This is a genomic window from Arhodomonas sp. SL1, assembly GCF_052060015.1.
Classification (GTDB): domain Bacteria; phylum Pseudomonadota; class Gammaproteobacteria; order Nitrococcales; family Nitrococcaceae; genus Arhodomonas.
In genome coordinates, this window is the sequence record NZ_JBPODZ010000001.1 from 313,688 (window position 1) to 331,711 (window position 18,024).

The window sequence follows — 18,024 nt, forward strand, 5'->3', positions numbered from 1 at the left end:
CCGGATTTTTCCGCTCCCGGCAATGATCCGGATCAAATACAGTGCTCAGCAGGCGTTGCCGAAGTAGCGCGCCACATACTCCTCGAAGGGCATGTCATCGGCGGCCTCGAGGGCGGCCTGCTCGGCCAGCGACTCCCGCGCTGCCGCCTCGAGTCGCTCGCGTAGCGCGGGCTCCAGGGGAACGCCCTTGAAGGTGGTCTCATGGGTCCGGGAGATTCGCATGGCGAACTCCACGAAGGCCTCGTCATGCTCCCGCATCTCCGCGAGGACCCGGGCGGACGGGGTGAGCTCCGGGTGCTCGACCCGTGCCCGGAACGCCCGCAATGCCGCGGTGTACGGCGCGTCGTCGGTATGGGCATCGAGCAGTGCCGCCGGCCCGGCCATGGCATCGAAGAGCTCGCCGGCCCACTGGGGCAGGGTGACGGCGCTCCCGTCACAGCGCTGGAGCTCCAGGCCGGGATCGCGTCCCTGGCGCGCGACCAGCCCTTGGTTGTGATTGATGTGACCCTGTTCGTGGGCATCAATGGGCGGGCTGTCCGCAAGCAGGCAGAACAGCAGCAGGATCTCCAGGAACTGGAGCTGCGTCACGTCCACGCCCACCGGCTCGAAGGGGTCCAGGTCCAGGGCCCGAATCTCGACATACTCCACGCCGGCACGTCGCAATGCCGTGGTGGGCCGCTCCCCCGAGGCGGCGATGGCCTTGGGGCGGACGAAGCTGTAGTACTCGTTCTCGATCTGCAGGACGTTGGTGTTGAGCTGCCGCCACTCGCCGTCGACCCGGGTGCCGATCCGCGCATACTCGGGGTCTTCCGTGGAAATGGCCGCGGTGAGGCTGTCCACGTAGCTGTCCAGATCGTTGTAGGAGACCGCGAGCGCTGCCTGGGCGTTGTTCTTGTAGCCGATGTCGCTCATCCGCAGTGACGTGCCCCAAGGCTCGTAGAAGGTGTGCGGCCCCCACTCCCGGAAACAGAGGTTCTCACCGTGGGTGAAGGACCGGCAGATCGCCGGGGAGGCGCCGAAGAGATACGGCACCAGCCAGCCGTAGCGCTGGAAATTGCGGATCAGCCCGAAGTAGGCATCCGAGCGGAACGCCTTCTGCGAGCGGGTGTCGCCCTCGATCCGCTGCAGCGCCGCCATGAATTCATCGCTGAACGAGTAGTTGAAGTGGATGCCGGCGATCGCCTGCATGGCGCGCCCATACCGCCAGTCCAGACCGCGGCGGTAGACGTGCTTCATCCGCCCGACGTTGGAGCTGCCGTATTCCGCGATGGGGATGCTCGCGTCACCGCCGACGATGCAGGGCATGCTGGTGGCCCAGAGGAGCTCATCACCGATGTTGTGGTAGGTGAACCGGTGGAGATCGGTGAGGAAGGAGACCGCATCCCCGGTGTAGTGGTACGGGGGCGTAATGAACTCCAGCAGCGCCTCGGAGTAGTCGGTGGTGATCGAGGGATGGCACAGCGCCGAGCCCAGGGCCTTCGGGTGCGGGCTCTGGGCGATTGTGCCGTCGCGGCTGACCCGCAGGCTTTCCTTCTCGAGACCCTTGCGGCTGTCGCGGAGAAGATCCTGTGCCTGCGCATCGCACAGACTCCGGACCCGGCTGTCGACGCTGTCGTTCATCTCGGATCGATTCCCCCGGTCTTCGGTGTTGGTAAGGTTGGCGCGCTGCGGTGCCTCAGGCGGAGCTCGGGGCGCCGGTGCCGCCGCCGAAGCGCATGCGCAGGCCGAGATCGTTACGGGAGTCGGCATGCTCGAGGGCCTGTTCCGCGGTGATCTTGCCGGCCTGGTACAGCTCGAACAGGGAGTCGTCGAAGGTCTGCATGCCCCATTCCCGGCCCTGCTTCATCGCATCCTTCAGTCCGTCGACCTCGCCGCGCTCCAGCAGATCGGATACATAGGGGGTATTGGTCAGGATCTCAACCGCCGGTACCCGTCCTCCGTCCTTTGCTGGCACCAGCCGTTGGCTGACGATGGCCCGCAGGTGCTGGGAGAGGTCCATGCGCAGCTGCCGGTGGGCGTTCTCCGGGAAGAAGTTCAGGATCCGCTGCAGGGTCTGGTTGGCGTTGTTGGCGTGCAGCGTCGACAGGCACAGGTGGCCGGTCTCGGCGTAGGCGAGCGCCTGCGCCATGGTTTCGCGCTCGCGCACCTCGCCGATCAGGATGACGTCCGGCGAGCCGCGCATGGCGTTGGTCAGCGCCTTTTCGTAGGAGTGCGTGTCCAGGCCGATCTCGCGCTGATCGACGATGCAGCGCTTGTGCTGGTGGAGGTACTCGATGGGGTTCTCCACCGTAAGGATATGCCCCGAATGGTGATTGTTTCGGTAGTCGATCAGCGAGGCCAGGGTCGTGGACTTGCCCGATCCGGTGGAACCCACCATGAGCACCAGCCCGCGCGGCTCCATGACCAGATCGCGCAGCCGTGTGGGCAGGTTAAGGGCCTCCAGGCTCGGGATCTCGTGGCTGATGTGGCGGACCACCATGGACAGCGACCCGCGCTGGCGGAATACATTCACCCGGAACCGGCCGATGCCGTGGGGGGAGATCGCGAGATTGAGCTCCAACTCCCGCTCCAGTTCCGCGCGCTGGGCCTCGTCGAGTATGGACAGGGCGAGCCCCTCCACCGTCTCCGCATCCAGGCGCCGGTCCGGCTCGATGGCGCGTACTTGGCCGTGGATGCGGATCCCCACGGGGGCGCCGGCGCTGAAGAATAGGTCCGAGGCCCCGTGCTTGGGCATGAGCTTGAGGTAGCGCTGCAGGTCCATGTGGTCTTCCCCTACGGTCCGGCGCGCCATGATAGCGTCTCCTGTGTGAGCCGTCACAGTAGTCGCCGCCGGTCCCCTACAATGGCGGTGAAGCAGATTCGAGAAGGGGAGGTGAACCGTGGACGAGCATACCCGAACCGAGTTGGAGGCGGCGGCCTTCCGTCGCCTGGTGGGTCACCTGCGCGAGCGCACCGATGTGCAGAACATCGATCTCATGGATCTCGCCGGCTTCTGCCGCAACTGCCTGTCGAAGTGGTACCTGGCCGCCGCCGAGGAGCGTGGTGTGGAAATGGACTACGAGCAGGCCCGCGAGACCATCTACGGGATGCCCTATGAGGAGTGGAAGGCGCGCTACCAGACGCCGCGGCAGGACTGATGCGGCGACCCTAGCGCCGCCGTTGCCGTAGCCGCTGGAGCACGGCCTCCCGGGCCTCGGGCCCGGGAAGACCCTCGGCGGCGGCCAGGTCGTCCACACGGCCCCACCAGCGGATATGGAATACCGGCGCCACCACGTCGTTGTAGGCCTGGCGGATGGCATCGGTGGGGCCGCCGAGGGCCAACGGGGTCAGGGCTGCCTCCAGCGCCGGCTTGCGCTCGAGGAGCTCGGTGCCGCTGATGCCCCAGCGCTGGGGCTCCATACGGATCAGGTATTGCTGGAGCTCGGGCACGTTGCGGAAGAACTGCGTCACGGACTCGTCGCCGTCGCCGACGGTGACCAGGATCACCGGGAACCGCTCCGGGTCCCGTCGCCGGGTCAGCGCCTCGATCTCGCCGAACGCTTTGCCTTCCCATCCGTGCATGCCCACTGTCCCCTGAATTGATGCGGCGTTGTGGCCGTCTATACTCAGCGGCGTGCACCGGGTCAACCGGTACGGGTATTCGATGACAATCATGCCTGACGGAGGAGGAGCAATGCGCGTTTGGCGTTTCATTGCGGTGCTCGGACTGGCGGTGCTGGCATCCAGCGCCGTGGCACAGCAGCGGCTGTCCATCGCCACCGGCGGTACCGGCGGCACCTACTACCCCTATGGCGGGGGGCTTGCCGAGCTGATCGGTGAGCACATCGAGGGACACTCGGCGGTGGCGGAGGTTACCGGCGCCTCCGTGGAGAACATGGGCTTGATCCACCGCCGGGACTCGGACCTCGCCATCGGCCTCGCGGACACCGTGCAGGCCGCCCACGCCGGCACCGGCCCCTTCGAGGGGCGACAGGTAGCGAAGGTACGGGCGATCGCCTCCATTTATCCCAACGCGGTGCAGATCGTCACCCTCGCGGATTCCGGAATCGAGACACTGGATGACCTACGCGGCGCCCGGGTTTCAGTGGGTGCCCCGGGCAGTGGCACCGAGGTCAACGCCCGCACCGTCCTCGAGGCCAACGGCATCAGCTACGACGAGTTCGAGGTGCATCGACTGAACTTCAACGAGACCGCCGATGCCCTGCGCGACGGTGACATCGATGCCGGGTTCTGGAGCGTGGGCCCGCCCACGAGCTCCATCATCAACCTGGCGACCACCCGGGATATCCGCTTGCTCGGGCTTTCAGAACAGGAGATCGCCAACGCCCTGGAGGCCCAGCCGGTATTCGCCGCCTATACCCTGCGGGAGGGGATCTACGAGGGGATTACCGAGCCCGTGAACACGGTGAGCGTCCCCAACGTCCTCGCGGCGAACGCGGAGATGTCGGAAGATCTCGCCTACGAGATCACCCGGGTGCTGTTCGAGCACACCGATGCGCTGATCGAGATCCACCCGGCGGCCAACGACACCACGGTGGAATTCAGCCTCGGTGCTACGCCCATCCCCTTCCACCCCGGAGCGGTCCGCTATTACCAGGAGGCTGGCCACGAGGTCCCCGCGGAGCTGCGCCCCTGAGCCGACGTGGCGCTCCGCAGGATCCGGGAAGGCACGCTCGCCGCGGTCCTGTTTCTGACCGCGGCGGGCGCCCATGCGGAGAGCTGGCTCGAGGTCGCCACCGTCGACGGACGCATCGTCGAGCGCATGGCGATCAGCGAGGGGGCGCGCTGGTGCCTGCACTGGAATCATTCCGTGCAGGGGTTTGCGGTGGCGGATTGCTATGTGCTCCGCGACCAGCGGATGTGGCTGGAGCGCAGTCATCAGCCCGACTACGCCGCCGGCCTCGGTACCATTCCCGGCCGCGGCCGGGCCCGCTCGGATGGGGAGGGGGGTTATTGGATCGAGGGGATCGACGAGCCGGTTTCCGACGGGGGTCTGCGTTTGCGGGTGGGGAGTCGCCGTGTGGATCATCGCCTGCGACTGCGCTCGCAGGTGCTTCATTTGAGTGACCGGTTGGCCGGCGAGGCGGTGATCATCCGTCTCCATCACCCTGGGCAGGCATCGGTGGACGGGGCGCGGTGAGCATACTGCGCGGCGAGTTCTCTCTGCCCGGTCAGGACCCGGCGCTGCAGCCGCGGCTGGTGGCCTGGGTGATTACCATCCTCGGCGTCAGCCTGTCCCTGTTCCAACTCTACACCGCCGGCATAGAGCCGGTGGGCCTGTTCTATCAGCGCAGCATCCACCTTGCGCTGGTGATGATGCTCGCCTTCCTGATCTATCCCGGCCGCGGTGTCCGCCATCGCCGCGGTTGGCTCGCATGGGCGGTTGATGGCGCGTTGCTCTGCGGCGCGATGCTCTCCGGGTTTTACCTGTCCTGGAACCTGGATGCCATTTTCGCCCGCGCTGGCTTCTGGAGCCGCACCGATATCATTGTCGGCTGCATCGCCACGCTAACCCTGCTCGAGGCGTCGCGGCGGGCGGTGGGGTTGGGTATGACCGTCATCGCGGGGGTGGCCATCGCTTACGTCCTGGCGGGACCGCGCGGGGAGCTACCCTGGCTCGGGGAGTGGCTGCCGGGGGTGCTCGGGCATCGCGGCTACAGCATCGATCGCCTGGTCGGCCAGCTGTATCTGGGCCAAGAGGGGATCTACGGTCTGCCCCTGGGTGTCGCGGCCACCTACGTGTTCATCTTCGTGCTCTTCGGCGCCTTTCTCGAGGTCACGGGGGCGGGACACTTCTTCATTGATCTCGCCTACGCCGCCACCGGCCGGCAGCGGGGCGGCCCGGCCAAGGCGTCGGTCATCGCATCGGCCACCATGGGCTCGATCTCCGGCAGCGCCATTGCCAACGTGGTGACCACCGGCGCCTTCACCATCCCGCTGATGAAGCGCCTGGGTTATCGTCCCACCCAGGCCGCGGGGGTGGAGGCGGCAGCGAGCACCGGCGGCCAGATCATGCCGCCGTTGATGGGCGCGGGGGCATTCCTGATCGCCGAGTACACCAACCTCCCCTACCTGGAGGTGGTGAAGGTCAGTGTCCTGCCCGCGTTGATGTACTTCACCACCGTCTACCTGTTCGTTCATCTCATCGCCGTCAAGGCGGGCATGCGCGGCATCCCGGCGAGCGAGCTACCGCCGGTGCGCTCGGTCCTCCGCGAGGGATGGCACTTCCTGGTGCCCCTTGCCGTGTTGATCTACCTGCTGGTCCGCGCCATGTCGCCCACCCTGGTTGGCTTCTACGCCATCGTCACTATCGTGGTGATGGCGGTACTCCGGGGGCTGGTCACCCTGCTGTTCGCCGAAGACCCGGAGCAGCCCCGCGCCTGGCGCCCGGCCCTGCTCGGCCAGGCGGCCTGGCTGGCGGTGATCCGCTTCGTGCAGGCACTGGAGGTCGGGGCACGCAACGCGGTGGCGGTGAGTATCGCTTGCGGCGTGGCCGGCATCGTCGTCGCGGCGGTGGGATTGACCGGGCTGGGACTGAAGTTCTCTTCCCTGATGGTGGCCTTCTCCGGCGGCAGTATCGTCCTCGCGCTGGTGCTGGTGCTACTGGCCAGCCTGGTGCTCGGCATGGGGCTGCCCGTGACCGCGAGCTACATCGTCCTGGTGGTGCTCGTCGGCCCGGCCCTGACCCAGGAGTTCGGCGTGCCACTGCTGATCGCCCACCTGGTGGTGTTCTGGTATTCCCAGGATTCCAACGTCACCCCGCCCATCGCCCTGGCGGCCTTTGCGGGTTCCGCCATTGCCGGCTGTCGTCCCATGGATGCGGCCATTCAGGCCTGGAAGTTCGCGAAGGGGCTGTACCTCATCCCGCTGTTCATGGTCTTCAATCCCGAGATCATCACCGGCGGCCCCTGGGCGGTGGTGGCCTGGAACGCACTGATCGCCGTGGTGGCCCTCGGTGCCTTCGCTGCGGCATTGGAGGGTTATCTGTTCGCCCCCATGGGCTGGCCTGCGCGGGCCTTCCTGGCCATGGGCATGGTGGCGGTGTTCTATCCCGACCTGCGCGTGGAGGCGGCGGGGCTCGCCACGCTCTTGCTGGTGTTGCTGGGCCATTTCCTTGCGGCCCGGCGTCGGCGCGAGGAGGGGAGCGATCCCTCCCCTAGTGCCGGGGCTCGAAGTGACGGGCAATGAGGGTGTCCACCGACAACCGGCCGGGGCCATGGACCAGGATGGCCAGCAGCATCGCGGCCCAGGGCAGGTGATAGGTCTGCCAGCCATCGGGGACGGTGAGCTGGATGATCAGGGTCATCCCCAGCAATCCCAGGGCGGCGAAGCGCGTGCCCAGGCCGAGCACCAGCAGCACCGGCAGGAGTAGCTCCCCCAGCCCGGAGAGGAAGGCGACGGCAGTGGGGAAGGGGTAGTCATAGGTGCTACCGAGGATGTGCAGCTGGAACTCGTTCTTGAACAGCCACACCGCCCCGGGCGAGACCTGCAGGAAGCCGTCGAACTTGGTCAGCCCCGATTGCCAGAAGGGGATGGCGACGGTAATTCGCAGCAGCACCTGGGGCAGGCTCGCGGGGATCGCGCGGAGCCAGCCCACCGCCATGGCGATGAGGCGGACCAGCTGCCCTTCCGGGGCGGTCATGCGGAGTATGGCCTGTCTCATGGGTTGTCTCCCTGTGTTTCCGGATCAATGCGAAAGTCGGTAACCGCCCCCGCGCTAAGCAGCGCTTGCAGGGTGGTGGCGAAGTCGAAGTTCGCGTCGGTGACCGCCCGCGTGGCGACGGGCAGGCAATGATCGGCGGCCAGTGCGTCCACGAAGGGGGCAGCGCCCGCGGGCAGCGCGGTATTGGCGAGGTGCAGGTGCGGGCGGGTCACCATCGCGGTGACGCCGCCGGCGTGGAGGTCCACGGGCCGGACCGTCTCGTCCTCGGTGTTTGTCTCCCAGATCGCGAGGATCGGCCAGTCACTGGTGACGAGTCGGCATGCGGGATGGATCCGCAGCCTTAGCCGTTCCACCGTCCCGGGTTCCAGCCCCTGGAGGCGTCGCGGGTCCAGCGGTGCGGCATCGGCGGCGTGAAAGGCCTCCTGGCGGGCGCGCTCCAGGCGCGCGACATCGCTCAGGTAGGGCAGTCCCGCCGCCGGCGGGAAGCCCTCGATGAAGGCGGGAAAGGCGCCCCCATACTCCAGCAGCACCGGCGAGTCGGGGAGGTGATCGCCGACGAAGGCCCGGGCCATGGCGCGAAAGAACTCGTCCCCCACCAGGCGCCGTACCACCGGGTAGGCCTCTGCCAGCGCCTCCACGAGGCTGACGAATACATTGTTGCGATAGACATCGAAGCGCCGATGCGCCGGGCCGCCACCGGGACCGCGCACGCCGGACGGCGGGGGTGTTCCGGGGCTTTGCAGGGCACCGACGAAGGCGCCTTCCCGTACGGGCCCCGTGCTCATGCCCGTGCCTCCGCGCGATGGGCCCCCAGGGCCGCCTCGGCATGCCGCGCCTGCTCGGCGAGCACGGGCCAGGCGGGGATGTCGCCGTCCCATTCCACCAGCGTCGGCGTCGGCCCCAGGCGGGAGAGGGCGTAGCGGTACAGCGCCCAGACCGCCTCCGGCACCGGTCGGTCGTGGGTGTCGATGGCCAGGGGGGCGCCGTGGTCGTCGTGGTCCAGGGCGTGACCGGCCAGGTGGATCTCGCCCACGGCGGCCATGGGGAAGCGGGCCAGGTACTCCCAGGGGTCGAAATCGTGATTGGTCGCGGAGACCAGGACGTTGTTCACGTCCAGCAGCAGTCCGCAACCGGTGCGTCGGGCAAGCTCCGTGAGGAATGCGGTCTCCGGTATCTCGTCGTCGTCGAAACGCACATAGGTGGACGGGTTCTCGATGAGTATGGGCCGGCCTAGCTGCTCCTGGACCTGGTCAACGTGGGTCGCGACCCGCGCCAGGGTAGCCCGGGTATAAGGTACCGGCAGCAAGTCATTGAGGTAACGCCCGCCGTGGCTGGACCAGGCCAGGTGCTCGGAGACGAGCTCCGGCTCATAGCGCGCCACCACCCGGGCGAGCCGTGCCAGGTGGGCCTCGTCCAGGGGGCCTTCGGAGCCGATGGAAAGGCCGACACCGTGTACCGACAGCGGGTAATGCGCGCGGATGGCGGACAGCCAGGCATGGGGCGGTCCGCCCGCGCCCATGTAGTTCTCGGCATGGACCTCGAAGAAGCCGATGTCCGGGCGCTCCTTGAGGACGGTGGCGTAATGCGCGGCCTTGAGCCCGACGCCGGCGCGTGCCGGCATCGGGGGGGGCGGCATTACGGCGGATGGGCCGGTGGCAGCATGCATGGCCTTCTCCGTCGTCTGCCTTGCGCCGGGCATCAGCCCTGCTGCGGCAGGTCCCGGTCCAGGGGCTCGAGGCTGCCGGTGCGGTCGCCGGGCAGGTCCATGGACTCGCAGGTGCCCTCCGGGACCAGGGTCCAGGCATTGCCCTGGTAATCCACGGTGGAGGTGCCGGCACAGGTGGTGCCCGGCCCCGCCTTGCAGTCGTTTTCGCCGGCCTTGGAAACGCCGTAGCACTTGACCATATCGTCCTCGGCGACGGCGGCGCCGGAGAAAGCGGCACCACTGACGGCGACCGCGAAGGCGCCGGCGAGACCGAGGGCGGTGAAGGTGTTGCTGGCGGACATAGGATGTCTCCTCTGATTGCAGGTTCTGTTTCGCTCTCGCGTCCGGGCTTGTCGCCCCAACGCTTGGAAACAGGATGGCGGCCCCGAGGCCTGGCGACCATGCGGTTGATTACGTAAGGGGTTGTGCCTACGCGGCCGCCGGTTTGCGTGGTGCCGGGGTGCGGCACATCATCTGGTGTCCAAGGAAAAGCGGGAGGAAAGCGATGCACCAGACGGAGCTCTCGGTCGAGACCGCGGGGCGGGGCACCGTGGAGATCAGCGCGGCGGTGGCGGGGGTGGTCGCGGACAGTGCCGTTGCCGATGGCCTGTGCCACGTATTCGTGTGCCACACCAGCGCGTCGCTGATCGTCTGCGAGAATGCCGATCCGACCGTGCGGCGCGATCTGGAGACCATGGCCGCGCGGCTGTTTCCCGACGGTGACCCGGCCTACTACCACGACACGGAGGGGCCGGACGATATGGCCGCCCACCTGCGCAGCGTATTCACCAACACGAGTCTCACTGTGCCGGTGCGGGGTGGGCGGCTCGCGCTGGGGACCTGGCAGGGCATCTATCTGTGGGAGCACCGCCGGAAGCGGCACCGGCGTCGTCTGCTCGTCACTGTCTGGGGGTGAGCCCCCTAGCCAGCTCGGAGGAGGTCGCCGGGGCGGCGGTTGTGGTATCGTCCGGGCCATCTGCCGCACTCAGCCGGGCGTGACGACATCATGGCGAGCAAGAGCATCTATCGCGTCATCTTCCACAACCAGGGCAAGGTCTATGAGGTCTATGCGCGTAGCGTGGGGGATGGCGGCATCCTCGGCTTCGTCCAGATCGAAGAGCTGATTTTCGGCGAGCATACCCAGGTGGTGGTGGATCCCTCCGAGGAGAAGCTCAAGAGCGAGTTTGCGGGCGTGAAGCGGAGCTACATCCCCATGCACTCCATCATCCGCGTCGATGAGGTGGAGCAGGAGGGCCACGCCAAGATCTCCGACGTGCAGGGGGGTAACGTCACCCCCTTCCCGGTGTCCATGTACGGCCCCGGCCGTGGCGGCTCCGGCAAGGACGATTGATCTCACCGGCGCCGTCGTTTAGGATTTAGCGCCTCGCTGGCCGAAGCGCCGGCGGGGCCCCACAACGGAGAGGTGTCCGAGCGGTCGAAGGAGCACGCCTGGAAAGCGTGTGTACCCCCTGGGTACCGAGGGTTCGAATCCCTCCCTCTCCGCCACTTCCTTTTCCCAGCCCTTTTCTTCCCAGCATCGCCGTAACGGAACGTCGCGCGACAATCTGCGTCGCAGGAAGATTGCAATGTGATATTCATCACACCGGTTTTTGCTAGGCTGAAGTTCGGGGGCGGGATGTCCCGGCCCGGATGACTGGCGGAACGGGCGGATGTCATGGGAGAGACGCTGCTACGGCAATGGACGATGCTGTCGCTGGTACCGCGCGCCCCCGCGAAGCTCACAGCGGGGGATATGGCGGCGCGGCTCGCCGACGACGGATTCGCCGTCAGCAAACGGACCGTGGAGCGGGACCTGCACGCGCTCTCGGCGGTGTTCCCGCTCTACTGCGACGACCGCAACCGCCCCTACGGTTGGCAATGGGCGCGGGATGCGGAGGAGCTCAGCATCCCCGCCATGTCCCCGGCGGCGGCGCTGGCGTTGCGCATGACCCGGGACTACCTGGAGCGGGTGCTGCCGCGGTCCATCCTGGAGGCGCTGGACCCCCATTTCCGGCGAGCGGAGGCGGTGCTCCGGGCCTCGCCGGAGGCGGTGGCCAATTGGCCGGAAAAGGTGCGCATCGTCTCCCGAGGTCAGCGCCTGATCCCCCCGGATATCGACAGCGACGTCCTGGCCGTGGTCTATGAGGCATTGCAGAGCGGCGTTCGGCTGTCGGTGCGCTACCGGCCACGTCATGAGAACGAACCCCGGGACTACGAGGTCGATCCCCTCGGGATCGTCCTCCGCGACGGGGTCATCACCCTGGTGGCGACGCTGTTCGACTACGACAACCCCGTGCAGCTCCATCTCCATCGCATGTACGCCGCCAGTCCCCGGGAGACGCCCGCTTCACCGCCGCCGGGCTTCGACCTGGATGGCTGGCTCGCCACCGACCCTTTCGGTTTCCGGCTCGGTGGGCGCCTGCGCCTGCATGCGCGGATGGACGAGGAGATCGCCAGGCATCTCGACGAGACACCGTTGAGCCCCGATCAGTGGCTGGGGCCCGGCGAAAATGGCTGGCGTGAGTTGATCGCCGAGGTCGAGGACACCGCCCAGCTGCGTTGGTGGTTGCTGGGCTTCGGCCCGGGCGTGGAGGTGCTCGGCCCGCCACACCTTCGCGACGACCTCGCCGGTCGCCTGGCGGCGGCCCTGGCCCACTACGTGGGCACCCCCCCGGACTGAGCCAGGCCGTGGGGGCCGTGAATATGGCATGATGGGGCCGTCCCGCGTTCCATCGGATCGCCGTGTTGCTTCAGAGGGGATCGATGATCGAGCTTCCGTTTCTCAGCAGCCGTGCCGACGACCAGGTCGGCGACGTCAATGACTACCAGGGCTATGACAGCCAGAGCTACCACGTGCTGGGCGCGAGCTGGCTGATACGCCTGGCCCTGTTCTTTGGCTGGCCACAGTCGCTGCGCCACGCCAGTGCCCTGCACATCGCGGATGCCGAGGCCTTTCAGAGCTACCTCGATCTCCCCGAGGGGTGGGCCGGCGACAAGGACGACGCCGGCGAGCGTCGGGTGGCGCTGGCCGAGCGCAGCCTGCGTGCAGCGCTGGCCCATTACGAATCCGGTACGGCGGCGTTGCCGGGGGATCGTGCCCTGTTCCGTAATATCGCCTTGCTCGATGAGCGCCTGGAGCTCACCGACGCCGACAAGGTGCTGCTGGTGCTCGGCGCGCTCATCGAGTGCGAGCCGGCCTACGAGGACACCTTCGGCATGGTGGCCACGGATGTGAACAACCGCCAGCTCGCCGGGCTGCTGCGCGAGCTCGGCGGCGTCGGCCAGCGCGCCGCCATGGCCACGGTGGAGGGGGAGACGGCGCTGGTCGCCTCCGGCGTGGTACGGCTGCAGGGGATGCGCTGCCCCCTGGAGGCGAAGATCTCGCTCATCGAGGGCCTGGCCGACGGGCTGTTCGAGGACAACAGCGGCATCGACGACATCGTCCACCGCTTCGGCCGGCGCAGCCCGCCGGCCTCCCTCGCGCTGGACGACTTTCCCCACCTGCGCCGGGATGCCGCCATCATCACCGACTACCTCACGGCGTCGGCGAGTCAGGCGACGCCGGGCTGCAACGTGCTCTTCCACGGCGAACCGGGGCTCGGCAAGACCGAGTTCGCCCGGGTGGTGGCCGGCGCGGCGGGTTTGACGCTCTACGAGGTCCCCACCACCAACCGGGCCGGCGCGCCGCTGAAGGCGAGCATGCGGCTGCGGGCCTTCAAGGCCTGCCAGCGCCTGCTCGCCGGCCGCGAGTCCGTGGCCATCCTCTTCGATGACTGCGACGATGCCCTGGCCGCCGCGCCGATGATCGCCGTCGACGGTGGTGAAGAGGAGGGCACGAGTGCTGCCGGCAGCAAGGCCTGGATCAACGAGCTGCTGGAGTCCAACACCATTCCCTGCATCTGGGTGGCCAACGATCTGGGCTGGGTGGATGGCGCGCATCTCCGGCGGTTCGATTACCCGCTGTTCTTCCGCTCGGTGCCGCCGGCGGTGCGCCGGCGCATCGCCGAATCCCACATGGGGGGGCTCGACCTGCCCAAGTCCGTGCTCGACCGGGTGGTGGCCAATGAGCACAACACGCCGGCCGCCATCGCCAAGGCGGCGCGGGTGGCCGGGCGCACCGAGGCCAAGGCGGTCGCGGTGGAGAGCGTACTGCGTCAAACCTCGCTGTTGCTCGGTGGGCGCCCGGCCCGGGGGGAACGCCGCGCCATCGTGCCCTTCGACATGGGACTGCTCAATGCCAACCGCGACCTGGCCGGCCTGCGCGACGGCCTGGTGGAGCGGCAGGTGGGGAGCCTGTGCTTTTACGGCCCGCCGGGTACCGGAAAGACCGCCTTCGCCCGGCACCTGGCCGACTGCATGGGCCGCGAGGTGATCGTGCGCCGCGCTTCCACCATCTTGGGTTCTTACGTAGGGGAGACCGAACGTGCCATCGCCGAGATGTTCACCGAGGCGGCGGACAACGACGCGGTGCTGGTGCTCGACGAGGCCGACAGCTTCCTCGGCGACCGGCGCGGCGCCCACCAGCAGTGGGAAGTGACCCAGGTCAACGAGCTGCTCACCCAGATGGAGGCCTTCGAGGGGGTGTTCATCGCCACCACCAATCTCAAGGCGAACCTGGACGCGGCGAGCCTGCGGCGCTTCGCCCTGAAGCTGCGTTTCGACCCATTACGCCCGGAGCAGCGTCAGCGGCTGTTCGACGCCACCCTCCAGGCCCTGGGCGGCGAGGGCGACGCCCGGGGCTACGCCGATCGCCTCCGCCAGCTTGATGCCCTGACCCCGGGGGATTTCGAGGCGGTGGCCCAGCGCCTGCGGCTGCTCGGCGGCATGGTGGATGCGGCGCGGCTGTACCGGGAGCTCGAGGACGAGCTCGCCGAGAAGGGGGCGCAAACGCGCCCCATGGGCTTTACCGCGCGCCTGTAGCAACCAACCAGGAGCCGCCGTCTCATGCCGTTGTCCTTGAGCCCGTTCGCGGAGGTCGGCCTGCTGCTGGCCATCACCACCGTGGCGGGGGCCATCGCGGTGCGCCTGCGCCAGCCGGTGCTGATCGCCTATATCGCCGTGGGCATCCTGGTAGGCCCCTCCGTGCTGGGCTTCGTCCATGCCGAGGGCCATATCGAGTTACTCGCCGAGGTCGGGGTGGCGGTGCTGCTGTTCCTGGTGGGGCTCAAGCTGGATCTCTACCACATTCGACATATCGGCCCGGTGGCGCTCGCCACCGGGCTCGGCCAGCTCGCCTTCACGATCGTGTTCGGCTTCATTATCGCCCTCGGCCTGGGACGGGAGTGGCTGGAGGCGCTCTACATCGCCGTGGCGCTGACCTTCTCCAGCACGATCATCATCATCAAGCTACTCTCCGACAAGCGCGAGCTGGATACGCTCCACGGGCGCATCGCCGTGGGCTTTCTCATCGTCCAGGACATCGCCGTGGTGATCGCCATGATGATCATGGGCTCCATGGGTGGCGGCGAGACCGGCTGGGCGGCGGTGACCCTGGGGGTGGTCAGCCGACTCGTCGGGGCGGCGGCGCTTATGTTCGTGCTCATGCGTTACGTATTGCCCTATGTCGTCGGCATCGTGGCGCGGTCCCAGGAGCTGCTGCTGCTGTTCGCCATCGCCTGGGGTGTGGGGCTTGCGGTGCTCGGCGAGCTCCTCGGGTTCTCCATGGAGGCCGGCGCCTTCCTGGCGGGGTTCTCCCTGGCGTCCACCCACTACCGGGAGGCGATGAGCGCGCGGCTGACCGGGGTGCGTGATTTCCTGCTGCTGTTCTTCTTCATCGAGCTCGGCGCCAAGCTGGACCTCACCACCCTGGGGGCGGAGCTCAACGACGCCGCCGTGTTCTCGGTGTTCGTGCTGGTGGGCAACCCGCTGATCGTCATGGCCATCATGGGGTTCATGGGCTACCGCCGGCGGACCGGCTTCATGGCCGGACTCACCGTGGCGCAGATCAGCGAGTTCTCCATCGTGTTCGTCGCCATGGGCATCTCCCTGGGCCATGTCGGGGTACAGACCCTGGGGCTGACCACCCTGGTGGGGCTGGTGACCATCGCGCTGTCTTCCTACATGATCCTCTATGCCCAGACGCTATACGAGTGGGTGGGCCCGTTGCTGAGGCCCTTCGAGCGGGCTACGCCGTTTCGCGAACAGGCGGTGGAGGCCGGGGACGACGGTGCCCCACGGGTGGAGGTGATCGTATTCGGCCTGGGGCGCTATGGGGAGCGGCTGCTGGAGCGGCTCGCCGACCTGGGGATCCCGGCGCTCGGAGTGGATTTCGATCCCGAGGTGGTCCGGCGCCTGCGTGACCGTGGCCTGAGCGCGCGCTTCGGTGACGCCGAGGACCCGGCCTTCCTGGAGTCCCTGCCGCTACGCGGTGCCGAGTGGGTGATCACGACGCTGCCCCAGTGGCCGGGCAACCGCGCCCTGCTGAGCGCGCTCCGCGGTGCCGGCTATGCGGGCCAGACCGCGGGCGCGGTGCGCGATGAGCTCCATGGCTACGCCCTGCACCGGGCGGGGGTCGACAGGGTGCTGAACGTCTTCGAGGATGCCACCGAGCATGCCGCTCGGCTGCTGGCCACGGAGTTGCGCGGTGAGGAGGTGAGCGATGCCCCGGCTTGAACGGATCCTGATTACGACGGACTTCTCCGAGCCCGCGGGCTGGGCCGCTGAACGTGGTGCCATGCTCGCGGCCGCCCACGGCGCCCGCGCCACGTTGCTGCATGTAATCGCGGGGGATGTCTACGATCGCCTGCAGCGGCTCATGGGCAGCGAGGCGGAAGCCCTGCAGGAGGGTCTTGCCCGCGGTACCCGGGAGGCCCTGGAGAGCGAGGCCGAGGAGCTCGGCCAGCGCCATGGCCAGCCCCCGGAAGTGGCGGTGCTCACCGGCGCCGTGACCCACGCCATCCGGGACTACATGGAGCGTATCGATGCGGACCTCGGGGTGCTCGGGGCGAGTGGCCGGGGGCTGACGCGCCAGCTCTGGCTGGGTTCCACCGCGGAACGGGTGCTGCGTCGATGCCGGCGCCCGGTCCTGGTGACCAAGGGCCCGCCAGCGGGGGCGTACCGGCGGATCCTGGTGCCCGTGGACTTCTCCCGCGCCTCCCGCGTGGCCCTGAATTGGGCCTGCGCAGTGGCGCCGGAGGCGGAGGTAGTGGTGCTCCATGCCTTCGAGGTGCCCTTCGAGGGGAAGCTCCAGTACGCCGGTGTCGATGAGGACACGATCAACCGCTACCGGATGCAGGCCCGGGACGAGGCCACCACGGAGCTCGGGCAGCTCGTGGCCGGCCTCGACGACGGTCGCGGTAAGGTACGGCGCAGTGTCCACCATGGCTATCCGGCCCGGGTGATCCTGGAGCAAGCGAATGCAATGGGATGCGACCTGGTCGTTATGGGCAAGCACGGTCGCGGCGCGGTGGAGGATGCCCTGGTGGGCAGCGTCACCCGCCACGTCCTCTCGCAAGCGGGCTGTGACGTGCTGGTGGCCGGTAGTCAGTGATCGCGGTAGCTGCCGCCGATCCAGGTCCGCCGCACCCGTAGCGCGTCGTCGAGGAGCACCAGGTCGGCCCGGTAGCCGGGGCGTATCCGCCCCACCTGATCATCCAGTCCGAGGAACGCGGCGGGGGTCAGGCTCGCCATGCGCAGCGCCTCGGTGAGCGGCAATCCCAGCAGGTCCACGGCATTGCGCACGGCCCGGTCCATGGTGAGATCGGAGCCGGCCAGGGTCCCGTCTGCGGCGGTGACCCGGCCCTGGGCGCGCACGATGGGGCGGCCCAGCAGGGTCGAACGCTCCATCTCGGTGGCGGCCAGGTGTACGGCGTCGGTGACCAGCATCACCCGCCCCGGGCGCTTGGCCCGTAGTGCCACCATCGCGCTTTCCGGGTGCACGTGGACACCATCGAGGATGAGCCCGCAGTAGCTCTCCGCGTCCGCCAGTGCGGTGCCCACGGTGCCGGGCTCGCGGGCGGTCAGCGGCGACATGGCATTGAACAGGTGGGTGAAACCGCTCAGCCCCTCGTCCAGGGCCCGGCGTAGGGTGACATGATCTGCCGCGGTGTGTCCGGCGCTCACCCGAATGCCCGCGCCGGTGAGCCCTCGAATGAATCCCTCCGGCACGCATTCCGGTGCGAGGGTCATGATCAACGGGAGGTCTGCCGCCTGTTGTTGGAGCCAGTGCCGGTCCGCCGGGTCGGGGCGGCGCAGGCGATCCGTGGGATGGATGCCGCTGCGTTCCGGGTTCAGGTACGGGCCCTCCAGGTGCAGGCCGAGGACCCCCGGTACCCCGGCGTGCAGGGCCGCCCGGGCGGCATCGACGGCCCGGCGGGTGACCGCGGGGTGATCGGAGATCAGGGTGGGAAAGAGGCCGGTCGTCCCGTAACGCCGGTGGGTCTCGGCGATGCGACGGAGGCCCTCCACCTCGGGGGCGTCATTGAGCAGTACGCCGCCACCGCCGTTGACCTGAACGTCGATGAATCCGGGTGCCAGTAGTCCGCCACCGCCGTCTCGGTGCGCTCCCGCCGCGGGGAGGGGGCCCTCGTCCGCACCAACGCTGGTGATCCGGCCCTCAGCGATGCCCACGCGGCGGTCTTGCTGTATGGTTTCCCCGTCGAAGACGCGGACGTTGTGCAGGGTCTGCATCGCGGGTTCCTGTGTCGGCGCTGTCGAC

At 68.2% G+C, this 18,024-nt stretch carries 18 protein-coding genes and 1 tRNA gene; 11 read left to right on the forward strand and 8 right to left on the reverse strand.

Annotated features, from left to right (window positions below; genetic code table 11):
* Window positions 1–45: 45 nt before the first annotated feature.
* Together gshA and ACQ754_RS01505 are read right to left on the reverse strand one after the other, a co-directional pair.
* Window positions 46–1,620 carry a glutamate--cysteine ligase gene (gene gshA / locus ACQ754_RS01500; protein WP_440995212.1) on the reverse strand — a complete coding sequence of 525 codons (1,575 nt, stop codon included), beginning with the start codon at window positions 1,618–1,620 and terminating at the stop codon, window positions 46–48.
* 55 nt (window positions 1,621–1,675) lie between these two features.
* Window positions 1,676–2,791, reverse strand: a complete 1,116-nt coding sequence (locus tag ACQ754_RS01505) for a PilT/PilU family type 4a pilus ATPase (RefSeq protein ID WP_440995213.1) — start codon at window positions 2,789–2,791, stop codon at window positions 1,676–1,678.
* Between the two features lie 88 nt (window positions 2,792–2,879).
* Between ACQ754_RS01505 and ACQ754_RS01510 the strand changes: the two genes are divergently transcribed.
* Window positions 2,880–3,137, forward strand: coding sequence for a DUF1244 domain-containing protein (locus tag ACQ754_RS01510; RefSeq protein ID WP_440995214.1), 258 nt, complete (start codon window positions 2,880–2,882; stop codon window positions 3,135–3,137).
* 10 nt (window positions 3,138–3,147) lie between these two features.
* Here ACQ754_RS01510 and ACQ754_RS01515 read toward each other — a convergent pair whose 3' ends face one another.
* Complete coding sequence (locus ACQ754_RS01515) at window positions 3,148–3,561, reverse strand: hypothetical protein (RefSeq protein ID WP_440995215.1); 414 nt, start codon at window positions 3,559–3,561, stop codon at window positions 3,148–3,150.
* 112 nt (window positions 3,562–3,673) lie between these two features.
* Between ACQ754_RS01515 and ACQ754_RS01520 the strand changes: the two genes are divergently transcribed.
* The 3 genes from ACQ754_RS01520 to ACQ754_RS01530 are packed head-to-tail and all read left to right on the forward strand — an operon-like array spanning window position 3,674 to window position 7,188.
* Window positions 3,674–4,636 (forward strand): TAXI family TRAP transporter solute-binding subunit, encoded by a 963-nt coding sequence (locus ACQ754_RS01520; RefSeq protein ID WP_440995216.1) that lies wholly within the window; start codon window positions 3,674–3,676, stop codon window positions 4,634–4,636.
* 6 nt (window positions 4,637–4,642) lie between these two features.
* Complete coding sequence (locus ACQ754_RS01525) at window positions 4,643–5,140, forward strand: DUF1850 domain-containing protein (RefSeq protein ID WP_440995217.1); 498 nt, start codon at window positions 4,643–4,645, stop codon at window positions 5,138–5,140.
* Window positions 5,137–7,188: a TRAP transporter permease gene (locus ACQ754_RS01530; RefSeq protein WP_440995218.1), complete on the forward strand. Its 2,052-nt coding sequence runs from the start codon at window positions 5,137–5,139 to the stop codon at window positions 7,186–7,188. The genes ACQ754_RS01525 and ACQ754_RS01530 overlap by 4 nt, the downstream gene beginning before the upstream one ends.
* On the opposite strand, the gene ACQ754_RS01535 is transcribed toward ACQ754_RS01530, so the two are convergent.
* The 4 genes from ACQ754_RS01535 to ACQ754_RS01550 are packed head-to-tail and all read right to left on the reverse strand — an operon-like array spanning window position 7,157 to window position 9,670.
* Window positions 7,157–7,663, reverse strand: a complete 507-nt coding sequence (locus ACQ754_RS01535; protein WP_440995219.1) for a DoxX family protein — start codon at window positions 7,661–7,663, stop codon at window positions 7,157–7,159. The genes ACQ754_RS01530 and ACQ754_RS01535 overlap by 32 nt on opposite strands.
* Complete coding sequence (locus ACQ754_RS01540; protein ID WP_440995220.1) at window positions 7,660–8,448, reverse strand: HvfC/BufC N-terminal domain-containing protein; 789 nt, start codon at window positions 8,446–8,448, stop codon at window positions 7,660–7,662. The genes ACQ754_RS01535 and ACQ754_RS01540 overlap by 4 nt, the downstream gene beginning before the upstream one ends.
* Window positions 8,445–9,329 (reverse strand): MNIO family bufferin maturase, encoded by an 885-nt coding sequence (bufB, locus tag ACQ754_RS01545; RefSeq protein ID WP_440995221.1) that lies wholly within the window; start codon window positions 9,327–9,329, stop codon window positions 8,445–8,447. The genes ACQ754_RS01540 and bufB overlap by 4 nt, the downstream gene beginning before the upstream one ends.
* A gap of 32 nt (window positions 9,330–9,361) precedes the next feature.
* Entirely contained in the window at window positions 9,362–9,670 is a 309-nt protein-coding gene (locus ACQ754_RS01550) for a BufA1 family periplasmic bufferin-type metallophore (protein WP_440995222.1), read from the reverse strand.
* A 203-nt stretch (window positions 9,671–9,873) separates the two neighbouring features.
* Between ACQ754_RS01550 and ACQ754_RS01555 the strand changes: the two genes are divergently transcribed.
* The 7 genes from ACQ754_RS01555 (at window position 9,874) to ACQ754_RS01585 (ending at window position 16,857) form a co-directional block, all read left to right on the forward strand.
* On the forward strand, window positions 9,874–10,284 hold the full coding sequence (locus tag ACQ754_RS01555; protein ID WP_440995223.1) for a secondary thiamine-phosphate synthase enzyme YjbQ: 411 nt from the start codon (window positions 9,874–9,876) through the stop codon (window positions 10,282–10,284).
* A 90-nt stretch (window positions 10,285–10,374) separates the two neighbouring features.
* A complete protein-coding gene (locus ACQ754_RS01560) occupies window positions 10,375–10,719 on the forward strand; it encodes a DUF1820 family protein (protein ID WP_440995224.1) in 345 nt (114 codons plus the stop codon).
* 66 nt (window positions 10,720–10,785) lie between these two features.
* Window positions 10,786–10,874, forward strand: a tRNA-Ser gene (locus tag ACQ754_RS01565).
* A 169-nt stretch (window positions 10,875–11,043) separates the two neighbouring features.
* Entirely contained in the window at window positions 11,044–12,048 is a 1,005-nt protein-coding gene (locus ACQ754_RS01570; protein WP_440995225.1) for a helix-turn-helix transcriptional regulator, read from the forward strand.
* 83 nt (window positions 12,049–12,131) lie between these two features.
* On the forward strand, window positions 12,132–14,288 hold the full coding sequence (locus tag ACQ754_RS01575; protein ID WP_440995226.1) for an AAA family ATPase: 2,157 nt from the start codon (window positions 12,132–12,134) through the stop codon (window positions 14,286–14,288).
* 24 nt (window positions 14,289–14,312) lie between these two features.
* Complete coding sequence (locus tag ACQ754_RS01580; protein ID WP_440995227.1) at window positions 14,313–15,980, forward strand: cation:proton antiporter; 1,668 nt, start codon at window positions 14,313–14,315, stop codon at window positions 15,978–15,980.
* Window positions 15,967–16,857, forward strand: a complete 891-nt coding sequence (locus ACQ754_RS01585; RefSeq protein WP_440995228.1) for a universal stress protein — start codon at window positions 15,967–15,969, stop codon at window positions 16,855–16,857. The genes ACQ754_RS01580 and ACQ754_RS01585 overlap by 14 nt, the downstream gene beginning before the upstream one ends.
* On the opposite strand, the gene nagA is transcribed toward ACQ754_RS01585, so the two are convergent.
* A complete protein-coding gene (nagA, locus tag ACQ754_RS01590) occupies window positions 16,851–17,996 on the reverse strand; it encodes an N-acetylglucosamine-6-phosphate deacetylase (RefSeq protein ID WP_440995229.1) in 1,146 nt (381 codons plus the stop codon). The two genes, ACQ754_RS01585 and nagA, sit on opposite strands and share 7 nt — an antisense overlap.
* Between the last annotated feature and the right edge of the window lie 28 nt (window positions 17,997–18,024).

What these genes read in the sequence shown, in the direction of transcription:
- bufB (WP_440995221.1), bottom strand. Translation starts at nt 9,329, where the DNA reads ATGCATGCTGCCACCGGCCCATCCGCCGTAATGCCGCCCCCCCCGATG.
- nagA (WP_440995229.1), bottom strand. Translation starts at nt 17,996, where the DNA reads ATGCAGACCCTGCACAACGTCCGCGTCTTCGACGGGGAAACCATACAG.
- ACQ754_RS01580 (WP_440995227.1), top strand. Translation starts at nt 14,313, where the DNA reads ATGCCGTTGTCCTTGAGCCCGTTCGCGGAGGTCGGCCTGCTGCTGGCC.
- ACQ754_RS01560 (WP_440995224.1), top strand. Translation starts at nt 10,375, where the DNA reads ATGGCGAGCAAGAGCATCTATCGCGTCATCTTCCACAACCAGGGCAAG.
- ACQ754_RS01585 (WP_440995228.1), top strand. Translation starts at nt 15,967, where the DNA reads ATGCCCCGGCTTGAACGGATCCTGATTACGACGGACTTCTCCGAGCCC.
- ACQ754_RS01555 (WP_440995223.1), top strand. Translation starts at nt 9,874, where the DNA reads ATGCACCAGACGGAGCTCTCGGTCGAGACCGCGGGGCGGGGCACCGTG.
- ACQ754_RS01515 (WP_440995215.1), bottom strand. Translation starts at nt 3,561, where the DNA reads ATGCACGGATGGGAAGGCAAAGCGTTCGGCGAGATCGAGGCGCTGACC.
- ACQ754_RS01505 (WP_440995213.1), bottom strand. Translation starts at nt 2,791, where the DNA reads ATGGCGCGCCGGACCGTAGGGGAAGACCACATGGACCTGCAGCGCTAC.
- ACQ754_RS01520 (WP_440995216.1), top strand. Translation starts at nt 3,674, where the DNA reads ATGCGCGTTTGGCGTTTCATTGCGGTGCTCGGACTGGCGGTGCTGGCA.
- ACQ754_RS01535 (WP_440995219.1), bottom strand. Translation starts at nt 7,663, where the DNA reads ATGAGACAGGCCATACTCCGCATGACCGCCCCGGAAGGGCAGCTGGTC.
- ACQ754_RS01575 (WP_440995226.1), top strand. Translation starts at nt 12,132, where the DNA reads ATGATCGAGCTTCCGTTTCTCAGCAGCCGTGCCGACGACCAGGTCGGC.
- ACQ754_RS01540 (WP_440995220.1), bottom strand. Translation starts at nt 8,448, where the DNA reads ATGAGCACGGGGCCCGTACGGGAAGGCGCCTTCGTCGGTGCCCTGCAA.
- ACQ754_RS01550 (WP_440995222.1), bottom strand. Translation starts at nt 9,670, where the DNA reads ATGTCCGCCAGCAACACCTTCACCGCCCTCGGTCTCGCCGGCGCCTTC.
- gshA (WP_440995212.1), bottom strand. Translation starts at nt 1,620, where the DNA reads ATGAACGACAGCGTCGACAGCCGGGTCCGGAGTCTGTGCGATGCGCAG.
- ACQ754_RS01570 (WP_440995225.1), top strand. Translation starts at nt 11,044, where the DNA reads ATGGGAGAGACGCTGCTACGGCAATGGACGATGCTGTCGCTGGTACCG.